Annotated in this window: 20 protein-coding genes and 1 tRNA gene; 4 read left to right on the top strand and 17 right to left on the bottom strand. The window is 53.4% G+C overall.

The genetic code is table 11. The features are described from left to right. Window positions 1-53: 53 nt before the first annotated feature. The 15 genes from CFREI_RS10720 to CFREI_RS10650 all read right to left on the bottom strand — a co-directional run bounded on the left by CFREI_RS10720 (window position 54) and on the right by CFREI_RS10650 (window position 9,440). Window positions 54-341 carry a hypothetical protein gene (locus tag CFREI_RS10720; RefSeq protein WP_051255732.1) on the bottom strand — a complete coding sequence of 96 codons (288 nt, stop codon included), beginning with the start codon at window positions 339-341 and terminating at the stop codon, window positions 54-56. A 6-nt stretch (window positions 342-347) separates the two neighbouring features. After that, complete coding sequence (locus CFREI_RS10715; RefSeq protein ID WP_027011474.1) at window positions 348-761, bottom strand: hypothetical protein; 414 nt, start codon at window positions 759-761, stop codon at window positions 348-350. After that, the gene (locus CFREI_RS10710) at window positions 758-1,198 is read right to left on the bottom strand and encodes a hypothetical protein (RefSeq protein ID WP_027011475.1); all 441 of its coding nucleotides are present in this window, start codon (window positions 1,196-1,198) and stop codon (window positions 758-760) included. The genes CFREI_RS10715 and CFREI_RS10710 overlap by 4 nt, the downstream gene beginning before the upstream one ends. 9 nt (window positions 1,199-1,207) lie before the next feature. Beyond that, window positions 1,208-1,549, bottom strand: a complete 342-nt coding sequence (locus CFREI_RS10705; protein WP_027011476.1) for a hypothetical protein — start codon at window positions 1,547-1,549, stop codon at window positions 1,208-1,210. Between the two features lie 14 nt (window positions 1,550-1,563). Then, a complete protein-coding gene (locus tag CFREI_RS10700) occupies window positions 1,564-1,887 on the bottom strand; it encodes a hypothetical protein (protein ID WP_290246077.1) in 324 nt (107 codons plus the stop codon). Next, on the bottom strand, window positions 1,884-3,341 hold the full coding sequence (locus CFREI_RS10695; protein ID WP_290246076.1) for an HK97 family phage prohead protease: 1,458 nt from the start codon (window positions 3,339-3,341) through the stop codon (window positions 1,884-1,886). The genes CFREI_RS10700 and CFREI_RS10695 overlap by 4 nt, the downstream gene beginning before the upstream one ends. After that, on the bottom strand, window positions 3,325-3,594 hold the full coding sequence (locus CFREI_RS10690) for a hypothetical protein (RefSeq protein ID WP_035111211.1): 270 nt from the start codon (window positions 3,592-3,594) through the stop codon (window positions 3,325-3,327). Before CFREI_RS10690 ends, CFREI_RS10695 begins: the two co-directional genes overlap by 17 nt. A gap of 103 nt (window positions 3,595-3,697) precedes the next feature. Continuing rightward, window positions 3,698-4,555, bottom strand: a complete 858-nt coding sequence (locus tag CFREI_RS10685) for a glycoside hydrolase family 25 protein (RefSeq protein ID WP_084170620.1) — start codon at window positions 4,553-4,555, stop codon at window positions 3,698-3,700. Further along, window positions 4,552-5,637, bottom strand: coding sequence for a phage portal protein (locus CFREI_RS10680; RefSeq protein ID WP_290246075.1), 1,086 nt, complete (start codon window positions 5,635-5,637; stop codon window positions 4,552-4,554). The genes CFREI_RS10685 and CFREI_RS10680 overlap by 4 nt, the downstream gene beginning before the upstream one ends. Window positions 5,638-5,678: 41 nt before the next feature. Further along, the gene (locus CFREI_RS10675; protein WP_169719116.1) at window positions 5,679-7,022 is read right to left on the bottom strand and encodes a terminase large subunit domain-containing protein; all 1,344 of its coding nucleotides are present in this window, start codon (window positions 7,020-7,022) and stop codon (window positions 5,679-5,681) included. Window positions 7,023-7,053: 31 nt separating this feature from the next. After that, the gene (locus tag CFREI_RS10670; RefSeq protein WP_051255733.1) at window positions 7,054-7,395 is read right to left on the bottom strand and encodes a hypothetical protein; all 342 of its coding nucleotides are present in this window, start codon (window positions 7,393-7,395) and stop codon (window positions 7,054-7,056) included. Window positions 7,396-7,531: 136 nt separating this feature from the next. Then, entirely contained in the window at window positions 7,532-7,801 is a 270-nt protein-coding gene (locus CFREI_RS10665; protein WP_027011477.1) for an HNH endonuclease, read from the bottom strand. Next, window positions 7,801-8,286, bottom strand: a complete 486-nt coding sequence (locus CFREI_RS10660) for a hypothetical protein (RefSeq protein ID WP_290246074.1) — start codon at window positions 8,284-8,286, stop codon at window positions 7,801-7,803. The genes CFREI_RS10665 and CFREI_RS10660 overlap by 1 nt, the downstream gene beginning before the upstream one ends. A 630-nt stretch (window positions 8,287-8,916) precedes the next feature. Next, the gene (locus CFREI_RS10655) at window positions 8,917-9,261 is read right to left on the bottom strand and encodes a hypothetical protein (protein WP_290246073.1); all 345 of its coding nucleotides are present in this window, start codon (window positions 9,259-9,261) and stop codon (window positions 8,917-8,919) included. After that, complete coding sequence (locus CFREI_RS10650) at window positions 9,261-9,440, bottom strand: helix-turn-helix domain-containing protein (protein ID WP_035112596.1); 180 nt, start codon at window positions 9,438-9,440, stop codon at window positions 9,261-9,263. Before CFREI_RS10650 ends, CFREI_RS10655 begins: the two co-directional genes overlap by 1 nt. A gap of 124 nt (window positions 9,441-9,564) precedes the next feature. On the opposite strand from CFREI_RS10650, the gene CFREI_RS10645 reads away from it, so the two are divergent. Then, a complete protein-coding gene (locus CFREI_RS10645; protein WP_051256139.1) occupies window positions 9,565-9,870 on the top strand; it encodes a helix-turn-helix domain-containing protein in 306 nt (101 codons plus the stop codon). On the opposite strand, the gene CFREI_RS10640 is transcribed toward CFREI_RS10645, so the two are convergent. Continuing rightward, window positions 9,836-9,908 (bottom strand) — tRNA-Lys (locus CFREI_RS10640). The two genes, CFREI_RS10645 and CFREI_RS10640, sit on opposite strands and share 35 nt — an antisense overlap. Before the next feature lie 475 nt (window positions 9,909-10,383). Here CFREI_RS10640 and CFREI_RS10635 point away from each other — a divergent pair. Together CFREI_RS10635 and CFREI_RS10630 are read left to right on the top strand one after the other, a co-directional pair. Then, window positions 10,384-11,544: a L,D-transpeptidase gene (locus CFREI_RS10635; RefSeq protein ID WP_035112599.1), complete on the top strand. Its 1,161-nt coding sequence runs from the start codon at window positions 10,384-10,386 to the stop codon at window positions 11,542-11,544. Window positions 11,545-11,576: 32 nt separating this feature from the next. Beyond that, window positions 11,577-12,164, top strand: coding sequence for a hypothetical protein (locus tag CFREI_RS10630; protein WP_027013648.1), 588 nt, complete (start codon window positions 11,577-11,579; stop codon window positions 12,162-12,164). Between the two features lie 69 nt (window positions 12,165-12,233). Here the strand turns inward: CFREI_RS10630 and CFREI_RS10625 are convergent, their stop codons facing one another. Further along, window positions 12,234-13,742: a peptide MFS transporter gene (locus CFREI_RS10625; RefSeq protein ID WP_051256135.1), complete on the bottom strand. Its 1,509-nt coding sequence runs from the start codon at window positions 13,740-13,742 to the stop codon at window positions 12,234-12,236. 832 nt (window positions 13,743-14,574) lie between these two features. Here CFREI_RS10625 and cas7g point away from each other — a divergent pair. After that, window positions 14,575-15,780: a type I-G CRISPR-associated RAMP protein Csb1/Cas7g gene (gene cas7g / locus CFREI_RS10620; protein ID WP_027013650.1), complete on the top strand. Its 1,206-nt coding sequence runs from the start codon at window positions 14,575-14,577 to the stop codon at window positions 15,778-15,780. Window positions 15,781-15,790: the final 10 nt, after the last annotated feature.

The following is a 15,790-nucleotide window of genomic DNA, read 5'->3' as shown; positions in this document are numbered from 1 at the left end:
ATCGCAGGTGAAAAAATAGTCAGGGGCGACACCCCACGCATAGGCCAGGCGCATTAATTCCCGGATGGTGGTGCCCCGGTCGTAGGGTCCGGCATCACCTCCGGAGCATCATCGGCGACCAGGTCGGCGACGGTTTCGATCCATGTGTCAAAGTCCAGGGTGGTGGCGTGGGTGCGGTTGAGTGCGGCCCACGTCCAGTACGACATCCCGAGAAACGGTGCGTCCTGAAATGAGGGCCAGCCCATCCGGGCACGATGCATATCAAACCGCACTTGGTCGGGGGTCATGACCTTCGCGGTTTCGGTCGTACCGTCGGAATACGTCACTGTGATTTTTTTCATTGGTGGTTAAGCTCCTTCGATGGTGTTGAGAATGTTCTTGACGTGCTCTTCGTAGAGGCGAAGCCATGTGGGTTCAGTTTTTTGGGCTTGCTCTGCAACAAACGGGTTTGGTGTGATGTTCCGGGCAAACCAGCCCCAGTGGATCGGCCCGGCGTAGGGCACGCTTTTCGCGCCAAGGCGGATACGTGCCCCGGTCTGGGTGGAGAACACTGTGAGCGTGTCTTTGAGTCTGCGAACGCGCGCGCGTTTTGTGCGCGAGCCTACTGGTGCGACAGCCACAGATGCGGTTTTGACGATTTCACCGGCTGATTTGTTGACCGCTTTGAGTTGTTTCATGTCGATGCCAGCGCGGCGGAGTGATGCGCGCAGTTGCCGGGCACCTTCGATTTCTACATGGCCGGGTGCTCCGGCGTAGCTCATGGCGTGATCCCGTTGACTTTCGTGGCTGGGGTGAATGTGGGTTCACCGATGAAATCCAGCTCGATGTTGGTAGTTCCAGCTTCCCCGACCTTGCCCCCGACTTCTGGCGGGTCAAGGCGAACCGTGCCTTCGAATTTGCCACCATCGGTGGTGTTGGGAATGAACTCGATTTTCTCAGTGGTGCCTTTTTTCGACCACAAATACCCAACGATGCCTTTAACGGTGAGGTTTTGCACACATGTGAGTTTCAACTTATAACTATAGGTAGTTGCCTCGGCGGCGACATCACCTGATAGGAGTTGGATTTCCGAGCCGGCTTTCACCGATGGTGCGATGGTTGCGGCGGACACCTCGGCGGAAAAGTTCAATCCGGCGGTGGATTGGCCAAGCACAATTTTGCCGGGCCCAGTGGTAGCAATTTTAGTGTTGACTGGCATGGATAGCTCCTAGTGTGGGGGTCGGATGGTGAGAGAGAATGCAGGGCAGACCTCCCCGCCGGGGAGGGTGACGGTGGTCCCCAGGTCGGTGTCAACGACGTTGCCGCTCAGCACGTCCAGTGCTGTGGTGAGCATCTTTTCTAGCACGCCGATGGCCGCCGGGATATCTGTTTCTGGGCTAATAAGATGAATCCCTATCTCAATAATGTTTGTGCCGTCGAGACGGCGGCCGAGCCAGCGGGTAGCATGCACCCACGCACACGGTGGATGCAGACATAGCGGGTCGATATCGGCCGGGATGCCCGCATTTTGGAGTGCGGTCGTAATGTCAGTGAGGCTGTCGGTAATCATTGCAGTAACGGTAGCTAGGCGACGATGATGTCTCGGTGGCGCCCAAGGTTCAGCAATGCCTCGATATCGGGATCGTATTTCGCGACATAGCTGGGACCCAGTTCACCGATAGTTTCCACCCCGGAGGGGCTGGCGCGGCGTCGCCATAATCGGGCGGCGAGCATGTGCGCGCCACGGCGGGTTTTCGCACTGTCCCATTGGGACGCCGGGACCCAGTCAGCGACCAGGTCTACGACTGCGTCGATGACGTCGGCGAGGTCAGCGTGATAGTCGCCGCTGAGTTTGAGTTGGGCGGCAAGCTTTTCGGCATTGATGATGCCTACTGGTCGGTTGGTCATGCGGTAAACTTCACCAACTTTAGGCCCTTGGGTTGCTCAACCAGTGTGGCGCGATAGCCGAACACGCCTTCATCGGTGGCACCTTTAGCGACGTTGAGTGCATCGACGCGGATCGGGCTGCCTGCTAACTCCCCGTGGCGGATGGCTGGTTTACACCACGCCAGGACTTTCCCTTTGCCGATCAATGGAGTTGGTTTCATCTGGGCCGGGGTAATGCCAAGCATTTCCAAAAACGCTGGTAATTCTTTTTCTTTGACATCGATCAAATTAAACCAATCCATGTCATTGACGACATACACATCCGGGTCGATATTGGTCGCAGCATGGATCGTGTGCCGCGCCCAGCCGCAGGCTTTAAACAGCGACCATTGCTTTGCAGATTGATCATCCTCGGCACCGGCACCCGCAAGCGCATCAGCCAGGGCTTTTTCGTCGGACTTTTGCGCATAGGATTCCGCCATGGCTGCGAAGTATTTGGCGATGACATCGACTTGGTGGAAATGGATGTGCTCGATCGGCAGCTGGTTCGCGCCCGCCAATCGGGTGGCCTCAACTTCGACGAGTTCGAATTCAGCTTTAGTTGACGAGACTTCAGCGGGATGCCCAGCGTAGTCGGCGACCTCAGGTTTGGTTTTCCAGCGCACGCCTTGCATTTTCAACCCCGTGAGAGTGTCTTGCCGCATGGCCGGGATAAATTTCCGCTGGTAGGTGACGCCTTCCCAAAGCTCACCGACCCAGTTCGGCGCGAGCCCAAGTGGGGATTTCGCGACCTGCAATGATTGCAGTGCCGCGGTGAGCATAGTCGGCTCGGCGGTGGGATCATCCAGGCGGGCAAGCGCATCGTAGATCGCAGAGCAGCTGAGTTCGACTGGGCGCGGTGTGGCGTGGATGCCGCCGGGGGCTGCGGCCGGGCCTGCGCTGGCGGTGACAGTCTCGGCGGTGGGGGTGTCATTATTCATCGTGGTGGTCTCGGTTGGGTCGGGTGTGGTATGGGAGGCGGTGATACTGGTGACACGGGCGCTGGAGAACGCTGGGATCGCCACCAACGCGACTGACATCAGTGTCGCCGCAGTAATTGTGTCACCGTCAAATTGGGGTTCGAGCAGTTCGACCGATAGCGCATCGCGCACTCCTTCGCGGATGTCTGCGCTGGCAAGATCGCCATCCGGGGTTCGGGCAAGATGAAATTTTGCGTACAAACCAGCATCGGTGTCGGTAAGTTCCAGGGCGTAGCCGACCGGTTGCCAATCTGCTTGAGTTGAGTGGTTTCTCAACAATTTAATATGGCGAAGATCATCGGGGATGGTGATCGCCCCACGCGCGACCTGATAGTCTCCGGCGCTGGTCATGCCATGCTGATTCCACGGCAGGATAAGCCCTTCAACGATGCGTGGGGCAGCGTCGGCGTCAGTGCAGGTGGTGGCAGTCAACAGTGCGTTAGTCTGCAGAATCACGGTGGCGCCCCTTTTTTTCTCGTGGTTCAGCAGCCAACCACGGCATGTAGGTTTTCATCCATGCCTCCGTAGCAGGGTGAGCAAGAATACGGGTGATCGTAGCGATCGTGGCGAGGGTTGCCGCCACCCATGGAATGGATTCAATGCCAAGTTCTTTGGCAATGATTGGCAAAATCGGGCCGATGCCAATGACAGCGGCGACCAGGGTGCGGATCGTGGCGCGGTTTGGATGTTTCACTTGTGTTGGTGTCATGGTTGTACGGGAGCAGGATCAGGGGCAACAACCGTAAGCAGTTGCCGGACGGCAAAGGTATTCACCACAGCGGTGATGGTTAAGGCAACAAGTTCGATGACGGTCATGGTTTTGCAGAAAACCCTTGCACTTCAAGGGCTTCACCAATGGCGGCCAAGGCATCGACGACGGTGCGCCCGCCGAGCTGCGGCCAGCCGGCGAATGTGTGGCCATGGGCATCGCGGCCCGGCCCGGCCAACTGGTCAAGGATCAATGAATCAATATCTGTGCGCATAGGTTCACTTTCTTCCATCGGTGAGGTGGTGCCATAGAACAGGGCATGTAGTTGTTCTCTGGTGCCACGAAAAGCATTGATATCAACACCTGAATTTCCGCCGCGCCAGCTTCCAAATCGCGCTTCTGAGCTAAATTGCCACAACGCTGGCTGTTGGTTGCCCAATGGGTAATTCCACTGCCTGTGGCTATTTCCTGGATAAATATTTTTTGGCGGGCCCGGGGTATTGGTTCCATAAGCGGCGACCCAAAATGCACCGAACTCATGGCTATCTGGCTCATTTGGTGAAATTTTATGCTCCCAATAGGGAACATATGAATAACACCCGATGACACGAACACCAGCTTGCTCGAACAGTCGCTTACATTCGCGGATGTGATCGACGTGGATGCCTGCGGGGGTTTCCACATCAATCCACATTGGGCGTTGCTGGTTTCCCATAACCTCAAGGGAGGCTTGTACCTGGGCCGCAATACTCGATCCTTCACGAGGGTTACGCAAATAGTGGTATGCCGACGTAATCAGGCCAGCTGCCTCGGCGTCTGCCAGATGCGACTGGTAGACCCGGTCACGGTGGATGCCATCAGTAGTACGAATGATGGCGAAATCCAGGTCCGACTCGCGGGCGGCCTCGACGAGGCTGAGACCGTTTTGCCACTCAGAGACATCAACGCCAAAAATAGTCATTGGTTCTCACTTTCAATTTCAACATGTGGGTTAGGCGCGGGTAGGGAACGATCATCAGGCACAGTGAGTGCAGCGATATCGGCGGTGGCCTCGCTGGTATCGACCCTGAGTGACACACCACGGGGCACAATGTCGTCCATCCCCAGTCGGGCGGTGACCGCTGAAATCATCGGGGCGATGCCAAAGGTGATCAGCTCGGCCATCCTGGCTTGAGTATTGGAATACGACAAGGAGGTGCCGGAGAGGGTGGCATCGATCATCGCGGCCGGGATCGAGCACAGTCGCGCCAAGTCAACCGCAACCGCGTTGCGGCCCTCAACCAACAGGTGTTCTTTGATGCTGCCGTGTTCTTTCACTTCAATGCCTGCTGAAGTGAATGCGACCCCACCATCGCGGCCTTTCCGGGCACGAATCCAGCTTTGTTTCAGCTCGGCGACTTTTTCCGGTGTCAACGGCTTATCACTGGTTTGATGCAACTCGGTGGTGTGGGCTGGGGTTTCTACTGCGCGCCGCACCCCACGAGCAAGCGCGAGTGCTTCCGGGATGGTGGTTTTCCCCAGTGCAAGAATGCCCTCATGAATCCCAGGGATCAGGATATGGGTTGCGGCCGCAACCGGCGCCCCATCGACTAGGACACGATCCTCGGCATCAAATGCCCAGGCATCGTATGGGACCCGGTCAGCGGTGAGCACATGACCTGAGTAGTCGCGGGTGACCCGCCACAGTGACCAGCCGTAAAACAGCAGATCGTCGATGGTCCACAACATCCGGTGATACGGGCTGAGCAGCCCATCAGTGCGGGAAATCCATGCGGGTTGGGCATCCAGGTCTGTGCCGTTTCGCACCGCTACGATCGGGAGCCGAGCGCAGGTAGTGCAAATAAGGTTGCGGGCGCGCAGCAGTGCAGGAATCGTGAGGGCCGCGTCACGGGTAATACCATGCAATGACACGTCATCGAGATCGTCACCAATGAAACTCAGGGACTCCAACCTGGGGTGCTCAGACAAAGACGAAGTGGGCGCGGTCATCGCGCGCAGCGCCCGAAATGCATCCATCATGCCCATGGATGCATCATTGACCACACTGATGGTTTTCCGCTGAATCTATAGAACACGCTGGGGTTTTAGTAAATTTCTGGTTCGATGTCTTCGCGGTAATTCTGGGCACCAATCATCGCCAGTGTCGCTGCCTCCAACGGAGCAATCGACCCGACCGCTGCACGCCGATCCCACACCCAGGAATCACCAACCCGACGACGAGCGGCGATATCAGCGGCGGCGTCCAATGCCGGATCGGGGCGTATCTTGATCTCCGGGGCAAACATGCCATCATCATCAATGTGCATCAAGCGGGTCAAAAAATCACCACACCCCGCCGCCAGCGCCCGAAACGTGATTTTATTCACATGAATGCCTTTGCGGTCCAGTTCAGCAGCAAGAGCATCTGCCGGGCCGATCGGGTCAATCCATACCTGTGCGCCGTGGGCTTCACACAGTTCATTAATTCGTTCCACCGCCCACCGATATCCGGGGCGTGCATCAACAACTTCAACCATTGGTTGCGAGGCCACGATGGAAGCAGTAACAATAATGGCGGTATTACGATCAGCGGCGACAGCTACGCCGAACGCCACTGGCGCATCAGCTGGAATCGGGTCGTCACTGGATGCCATCTCCCATGCTTCAATGGGGATCAATCGATCTCGGGTATGTGTTTCACGATTACCGTAAGCCCTAGCAAACTCATTAACCTTACCACCCATTTTCTTCCACGCAGCCTGCAACGACTCCACCGACTGGGTGAACCCAACCGCAGGATGCGCCGCAGCGACAACAGCAATATCGCTGGCATCGTCATCATCAGCAATGCCCCAATCCAGCAGCGCCACACCTTCCTTCCCCACACGGGCCGCCTCAACCTGATCGTGAAACCATGTACTCGCCGCCGTCCCACGAGTCGAGACCAAAATGACTTGCGCACCAGGGCGAGTGGACTGGGTCGGGGTAATTGCCTGCATCAGCGCTTCACCTTCAGCTTGGTCGAACACCCATGCCTCATCAATCACGTTGAAGTCGCCTTGCTCACCGTGTAGCGACTCCTCTGTCGGGGGATGCGGCGCCCAGTCAGAACCATTTCGAGGGATCAGAAAATGCTCATCACCACGAGATTTCTTCCGGTCAAACAGCTTTGATAACGGAAACGTTGGATCAAGTAAATCATTGGTGAACTTCATCCAATTCCGCCGGGCGTGCCCGCCGGTTTGGGCGGTGGACCACACATATGACTTCGGAGCTTGCAGTGCGCGCTGGATACATGCGGCACCAATAAGCCGGGTTTTTCCCGACTGGCGCGGTACCGAAATAATCACCAGTGGCCACCGGCGCAACCCCGTGGCACGATCAACCTCACCAATAACATCCGCAGCCCACTCCTGCCATGGCATCGCCGGCGTGCCAGACCACTCCATAATCTGGCAAATGGCAGGGCCAAACGTAGGGTTAATCGTCGGCCGAGGCGTGGCGAATCGTGGGGGTGCTGAGCGCTGCAAGGGCTTGGGTAATGGCATCATCGGCGTCAGTATTTCGAGCAGAAGGGATCAATTTCATTTCCCGAAGCAATTCCATATACGGCCCAGATAATTGGGCAATCGCATAGTACTTCCGATCAGCTTCGGCTTGGTCCAAAGCGCGGGCATTCGCCCGAGCCAGCGATACTGCCGCCTCGTCGAGGGTTTCGAGGTAACCATCGCGGCGAGCTTGGGCGATCGCAGTCTCAAGCATTTGGGCGTGTCGGTCACCGGTCGGCACATCAGCCGGGGTAAACAGCGCGGGTTGGTTCATGGCAAAACTTTTTCCGTTTCGGGGGTTATGAGTGAAAACAAGGGGGGAGGGGGGAGGGGGGACGCCCCCCGGGGCACAACGGGGAGAGATTTTCCGGCTGGCGCGGGGCTTCCCCGACCTCGGCTTTTATAAAAACTCACCATCGGCGACTCGGCGGCAGAGTTTTCCCAGGTCGCACTGGGTATTTCGCGAACCACATATCAAGCGGCATATCACGGCGGGCTGAATTGCAACTGGCGTGCGCCGGACGAAGATTCTCGATCGAATCATCACCACCAGCCGAACGAGGCACCACATGATCGGCTGTGTCAGCACCATCACGCAAGCACAAATGGCAGATCGTGCCGTACGTCGCCAACGTCAACACCCGCAGCCGCGACGCAGATCGCCCACCCCAACCAGCCATCACAGCACCTCACACTCAGCCTGCGCGCGCGATACCCGCCCCCTATCCCGGCGGGGTGCAGGATGGGCAGGGGCGGGGTGGGTCCCCCTCCGCCGACGCGCCCGAGCAGCCCGAGCAGCCCGAGCCGTTTGCTCCGTGACAGCTGCGTCCAGCTGCGCTGCATGCATCGCGCGCAGCGACAACCCACTAGCCACCCCACTCACCGCAGCGATCGCCACACGATAACGCACAGACACGCCATGCGGCGGAATCGGAATACCAGCAACAATCACCCCACCAATCGGCGGCGCAGGCAACGACAAGGCATAGGTAGCACACGCACGCAGCAACGGACAGCCGCCACACAACTGCGCAGCACGCTCGTGCAACAGGCGAGTGCGCTCAGCAAGAGACTGCTCAGACGGAAACGAAGTAGGGTAGTCCCACCACGTGGGATCAGCATCAGGAGCCGTACACGGCGTCGGCACCCCAGGAAAGATGGTCATAAGTCATGCCCTCACAGATCAATCAATACACAAGGCCTATAGATCACAGCCACTCCAGGCCAAAGAGTTCGAAGGCCCAAAGGGCCCCCTTTGCTGTGACCTCCCAGTCGCGCTTCCCAGTTTTTCCGCCTCCCGTCGTCACACCCACGACCAGTAGCCGATGGGCGATTTTGCCCACCGGCTTCCAGCTATACGCCACGCCCACACTGATCAGATGTGAGATGGCGGTATAACGCCGAGCCGTCATACGCTTTGGTTTATGTATTGGAGGCACATACTCGGCCGCAGTTGGTTAGTGTCGAACTTGCGGGACAAACGACAGATCGGGTCGAAGTTGGTTAATGACTATTTAGTTAGTTCTTGATGCCTCCGCATACGCGGTGCACCACGAGGAAACACCAACAGAACGGCAACGTTGATGTGTCCTCGTGACCCACCCGCACCCAGGCAGTCACAACCAGCAACTAAAACAACGGCTCAGGCAACCACACTGCTAACTCCTCCCGACACCGGGCACACACATGCTCCCCCGCCCACGGACCCGACACCATCCGCGGCGGTACACACCCTTCGGCAAAATGCACACCACAAACTCCACACCGGGTTTTCGACCGACGCGCAGGACGCCACTCAGCAGACACAGTCAGGTTCATCACCACACCCCCCATGCGACACGACATTCTGCCGGATCCGAGTCACCAACTCAGGCGGAAGATGCCCCCCAATCGGCCCATACGTCCGCACCCACGCCTCCGCAGTCTGCAACGCCTCAGCAGCAACATACCCATACGGGGCCGACTCCTCCCCATAAATCTCATCAACCACCCCAATCAAATCATCAATCCACACCGGCACAGGCGCAGGCCGAGAAGCCACCACACCATCCGATTTCCCCCCACCATTGCCTGATAAAAAGATACATATAACCATCACGGCGATACCGGCAAGACCAACCAAAAAAGCAAACACAGACATCACGCAGCAACCTCGGCGGCTAAATTTTCTATCTCTTCAGCATCAAAAAGATAAGGGCCATGATGTGGAAGTTGGCCGACTGGGATCAACTTCCCTGATTTAACTCTAAAAAGTACTGCTTGCCGACTAATTTTTAGCTTTTTGGCAACTTCAGATGTTGTGAGCAATTTTCGTCTCATAAGACAAAATATAGTCAGATGACTAAAAATTTTCTAGCTTTCTTGTGCAGTAGATAAAAAAACTTCAATTTGCCCCTAAAAAGGGCTATTGCCTAATTACTTGTCAAGCGTCTAAGATTGTCATATGACTACAGCACAAAATCTACAAGGATTCATTCCGGCTTGGACCGTAGGTGATCGCGTCCGCAAAATTCGGGAGCATTTAGGCCTGTCGCAATACGACTTAGCAGAGGCGATCGAGTACTCCCGTGGCACAATTGCAAATATCGAACAGGGGGTGCGGGAGCCGCGTCGCGGCATGCTGATAGCAATTGCTTTCGCTACGGGCGTGGATTTACATTGGCTTGAAACGGGTGAAACCCCCAGTGGCGATCTGCCTACTGGGGGTAGTTCTGTGGGCCATCAGGGACTCGAACCCCGAACCCGCTGATTAAGAGTCAGCTGCTCTGCCAATTGAGCTAATGGCCCGTATTCCTTGTTTGGAACGGGATAAAATATAACTCGACTTCGGCTAATGGTGCAAATCGGCAGCTCATAATGCACTTTCGGGGTTAGTAGGGGGCGCTCATAGTGGTGTTGGGGATCATTGGTTTGGTTTTAGGTTGTGTAGCGCTTTATTGGATGCATGCAAATGATTAGCCAGGATTTCCGTGCATGTTTGGACCGTTTGTTCTGTTCTATTTGTGGGCTTGTTGGGGCGCTTATGTTATTCCGCTGTGATAATTGTGTGTTTGTAAAGCCCCTGCTTATAGGTGGTGCGCCAGCTAATCTTGTGGTTTTGCAACAGTTCGGCAACGTTTTTCCTTCGCTTCGAAAACCGTCATATTTCAGTTTCTGTTGCGGTGTATTCTCGGGTGGCGCGCACATGGTTCGCGTGGTCCCTTTGAGATTCGTAGCAGAAAGATAGCTAAGGATGAGTGTTTCTGGCGTAGTCCGTTCCAGAATGAGTCGTTTTGGATCGGCAATTCTTGCCTTGACTGCAGTAACGGCGTTGCTTGCCGGATGCACTATTGGTGGTGAGGGGGCTGCTGAAACCTCAACCACTACTACGAAGGAAGCTCCTGAAAAGCCAGAAATTAGCGTGAAAGATGGTGCTGAGAAGGTTAATCCAGCGGAACCGGTCACTATCAAAGTAAATAAAGCGCGCTTGCAAGAGGTCACAATGACCAATCAGGACGGCAAAGTCGTCCAAGCAGAGCTGGCGTCTGATGGAAAATCTTGGCAAACCACAGAAGACCTTGGGTTTAATCGCCAGTATTCTATTGTGGGTAAAACCAGTGAAGGCGTAGAAATTGATACGAAGTTTTCTACGATTCAGCCAACTGCGGAAGCTAATGTGGCTCTTTCCCCAATTCCAGAATCTGTGGTGGGTATTGGCCAAACGGTGTCCTTCCAATTTGGTGTAGCCATTCCGGATCGGAAGGCAGTTCAAGATGCTATTACCATTACCACGGAGCCTAAGGTTGAGGGCGCATTTTATTGGATTAGTGATACCGTACTGCGCTGGCGCCCGGAGGAATTCTGGGAACCTGGTACAAAAGTCACCGTGGATGCCAAATTGTATGGTGTGGACCTAGGCGAGGGTGTTTACGGAGGTTTGGATAATCAATCAAGCTTTACTGTTGGCGATAGTGTTATTGCGGTAGCTGACGACGCCACGAAGACGCTTACGATTTCACGTGGTGGCGAACAAGTGAACTCCATGCCAATTTCAATGGGGTCCGCAAAGTTCCCCACCCCAAATGGTACGTATGTTGTTGGTGACCGTAATCCCCAAATGGTCATGGATTCCTCCACCTATGGCCTGGATGTTAATTCTGCAGATGGCTACCGTACCGATGTACAATTTGCCACTCAGCTTTCTTGGTCCGGTATTTATGTGCATGCTGCACCTTGGTCGGTATGGGCACAGGGTAGCCAAAATGTATCTCACGGGTGCATTAATGTTTCTACATCAAATGCGCAGTGGTTCCAAGACAATGTAAAACGCGGCGATGTTGTGATTGTTAAAAACACTATTGGTGGAGAGCTTTCTGGTTATGATGGCCTTGGAGACTGGAATATCCCGTGGGACACCTGGAAAGCAGGCAATGTTAACGGGTAGGTAATGTTTCGACGCTGCGGAAAGGAACTGCCGTGCGTATCGCTTACATCTGCGCAGCTTTCGCGATATCAATTATTGGTGTAGCTGCATGTAGTAACGAATCGACGCCCGCGCCTAGTACAAGCTCTACACCTGTAACTATTTCTTCACCTACGACCATCCAAAAAGCCGAACAAACCAGTAGCGAAACTGGACAATCGTCTACTGCTGAACAAACCGGAGGCTACACCGAAGCTGATTACATTTCTTTCGACCACTCATACTGTCACGATCTTGTGGTAGAAAATGCTGAAAATGCTACGGATATAGAATTTAAGTGCATTAAGGAGATGAGTGCTGCGATTGAACGCATGGGTATGCAGAATGCGGATACCAATCACGATGGAATAGTGAGTAATTCTGAAATGGTGCAACACTTTGATACACCGCTTGCATTTATGAATACTCTCGGCCACGATATCCAAATTCCTAATACCCCTCACTACGAGAACTACCATGTAGTTGGCCCATTTGAATCCGGTGAAATCTGCGAAGCAGAGCGAAAAACATATGGCGGGCAAACCCGACTATGTAATCTTTCCCAAGATGGCCTGTACTACTTCGAATATTACCGGCCTTAACGCCATTTGAAATAGACTTGGCCCCCAAAATACGAAAGTACATCTTGGGGGCCAAGGTTTAATTTGAGGTTATTTTACGTCGCCGAAAGCACGAAGGATCGGCTTATTTAAAAGCCACAACACAACACCAAGTGCGATTGCACTGCCACCTAACACCACAAAGTATGTTTGTTCAGCAGCTCCATCGTCTGGGTGGTAGAAACCAGCAAATGAGCCAGATAGTGCCGTACCAATTGCGAGCGATAGCATATGCAAACTCATCATCCGAGTAGGGAATGCATGAGGCGCAACTTTTGTGGCCAGGGACAATCCCACCGGTGAAATTAGCAGTTCGGCAATGGTGAAGATAAATAAAATCCACACAATAACCAAAAATGGTGTGGAGTTTGGTCCACCACCGGCAAAAGGAATAAAGAAGAACGGCGCAATACCAACAACAATCAGTGCCAAGGCGTATTTAATTGGTGTTGAAGGCTGCCGATTCCCGAGTTTTAGCCACAATGTGGCAAATGCGCCCGCGAAGATAATAATAAAGATCGGGTTAATAGCATTTACCCATGTAGGCGTAATCTCAAATGAGCCGAAAGTACGGTCTAGCCGCTGGTCAGAATAGACGGCCAATACCGTAAATTGCTGTTGGAAAATAGAAAAGAACGCAACGGACGCCAAAAACATTGGGATAAAACCGATAAGCCGACGTTTTTCCGCCTGGGTAGTTTCTTTTGAAGCCAACATCTGCCAGAACATAATTACTGCCGCAATAAATGCAATAATTGAAACTGCGTTTGAGAGATTACCGGGCGCAATCAAACCAGATTTCACAACCACAAATACAATCAATGCCACGAGTACTGCGATAATGGTGTACGGCAGATATAGCTTAGCTGGCAGTGGGTTAGAAACTGTGTGCCCAGTATCACCAATGGTTTGCTTTCGCATTAACGCGTATTGAGTCAAACCAATTGCCATACCAATCGCGGCTAACCCGAAACCAAAATGGAAACCATACTGGCCCCACATCCAGCCTGTAAGCAGCGGTCCAAATAGCGCACCGATATTTATGCCCATATAGAAAATAGAAAATCCACCATCACGGCGAGGGTCATCTTTAGCATAAAGATCACCAAGAACGGTGGACGCCGATGTTTTCAGACCGCCTGAACCCAATGCGATTGAAATAAGGCCGATCACTAGGCCTGCAAACCCAGGCAAAAGGGCCAAAGAAATATGGCCAATCATAATTAGAATCGCGGAGTAAAACAGCGTCCGTTCCGAACCAAGTACCCGGTCAGCCAGCCAACCTCCACCAATGCAGGCAAGATAAACCATGCCACCATAAGCGCCTACGATTGCCGTTGCGACGCCCTCGTCAAGGCCCATGCCCCCTTTCTGCACAGAATAATAGAGGTAAAACACCAAGATTCCCTGCATGCCATAGAAGCTAAAACGCTCCCACAGTTCAACGCCGAACAGATTGGCTAAGCCCCAAGGGTGGCCGAAAAACGTTTTCTCATTTTGCTTGCCGGGAGAAGGAGGATCTTTTGGTTGATTCGAATCGATAGCATAATCAGTGGTCATAGAACCAGCGTAGGTGTCGCTGGAGACCTAATCTAGAAAGATAAGCGGAATTAAGCATTAAAGGTTTTCCGAAAGTAAATGTAAAGAGACCTTATCAGGCGGGGCAATGGTGAGGCCAATGCATCTAATGTATGAGTTGAATCACACTACTTTGTGTCGAGTGTCCTAGGTAAATCTCCTGTCGGGTCAGTATAAGTCGGAAGTTTATAAACTTTACGGTGAAAATAAAATCGAAATCTACTGGCACTCCTGGGGAAGTGCAGAGTATTTTTGGCATTTGTGCCGTATAGAGTCAAGTTCAAAATCGGATGTCGTTAGTTATTGAAACCTTGGCAAAATAACGTTGGCGAATTCTGTAAATCAAAAGAGTAGAAATAGGTAAAAAGAATTGCCGAATTGACAATTTGTATTTTTCGAAATTAAAACTGGGTTGGTTTTCTTGGATGGTTCATGTCTGTATGTGATTTGATGTCGTGTAGGGCTTTGGCATCTTAAATGTTTCAGAAGTGCTAGGAGAGGTTGGTTTTCGGATATTCTCGGTGTTGAGTGGCGTGGCCTTTCATTGAGGTTGGGTGAGTCTCGTAAACTGGGCTTCGGCTCGACGCTTGCCACGCCACTCGTTCTGGCACACAAGGCGGTGAGCTGCATATTTTAAAACAAGGTACTGGGTAAGTATAGATAAATGGGCCGAAAAATTTGGTTTAGTTGAAACCTTGTAAGTGATGTGAATATAATGCGTTTTGTGGTTGCAGGTGGTACTTCCAGTCTAGAAGCCCAACCCAACAACCGCTCACAAAAAAGAACTCATGTTCGAATGATCGAAAGGTGAAGAATGCTTACATTCCAAGATCTGATTGATGCTTGCACCCCGGGTGGAGCTTCAGTGCTCACATCGGTGACTGAGTTGGAGGCTGCTGCAGGTCCACACGCATCCGTGGCGCCCGCTAAGTTTGTTGACCGGAGTAATTCGGTGTTCGCATTTGAAACTCGTTTTGTTGACGGGGAACCGAAAAAAGTGGCACTTCTTGACTCAAAGCAATCGCAGCTCAACCGTTGCGAAGACGCATTTATGCAGGACGTTCGAGCGGGTCATCCGCTTGCAACAAAGGTGCCGCGGATCGAAGTAGAGTACAAAGGTGGGCCTGTTCTTTCTGATATGGAATTGCCACATCGTTTCGCTGACGGTCATATTCGTGCCGGTAAGATTGATGGCGAGCCTGCGACGGCTCATGAAAAATACCGTGCAGTTCGTAACTGCACTGCTGCGAACTACCAACCATTGCTAAATACAGCTCCTGCCGCCGCATTGCTTGGTGCCTGGGATTCATCTCGTCCGCACGGTCAGGTCCGCCTCCGGAGTGCGTTAGTTGGTGAGATCATCGGCGTTCTCGCAGATCAAGAGGCATCTCCAGAAGATCAGCAATCAAAGCGCGGTGGTGCCCGGGTAGATAGCATCGCAATGAGTGTGCGCCTAGAACCTAGTGTTCTGCAAAAAATTGTGGATGATCAAAAGTCGGAATTGAGTCCAGGTTTTGTAGAAAAAATTTCTGAAGAAATCAAGAAGGCGAAAAAAGACACAAAGATTTCCGCATCAGGTCTTGGGCTCGGAGGTATTCCGCCGCAGTTAGAGGCATTGGGTGGAGTTTCCTGCAGTAAGATCATTCGATCTTGGGTATTGAGCTTCGCAACGCTCCGACAGTTGCGTTTCGGGCAAAACTTGCAAGGTGATATCGCGGGGCGTGCCCTGCTTGCCGCGTTGGCATTGTCGTTAATGGCTCGCGCTGAACGGGAATTATATCTCCGAGCGAATTGCGACCTTGTGGAAACGTCGGCGCCGAAGGTGATGCTTGATCAGCGTTTTGGGGAAAAGCGTTCGCTCGAACCAATCACGGTGGAAGCCGCCGACGCTTTGCTTGAGCACGCAATTGAGTATGCGCGTGAATTGGGTGTGGCGGATTGGAACGGCCAGGTGCTCGAAGTTGTTGGTAATCCTGCGATTCTAAGTGGTGCGGATAATTCCACCGAGAACGGTCAGTAGGGAGACTAGT

The organism is Corynebacterium freiburgense, from assembly GCF_030408815.1.
Lineage (GTDB): Bacteria > Actinomycetota > Actinomycetes > Mycobacteriales > Mycobacteriaceae > Corynebacterium > Corynebacterium freiburgense.
This window is presented reverse-complemented; position numbering and strand designations above follow the sequence as displayed.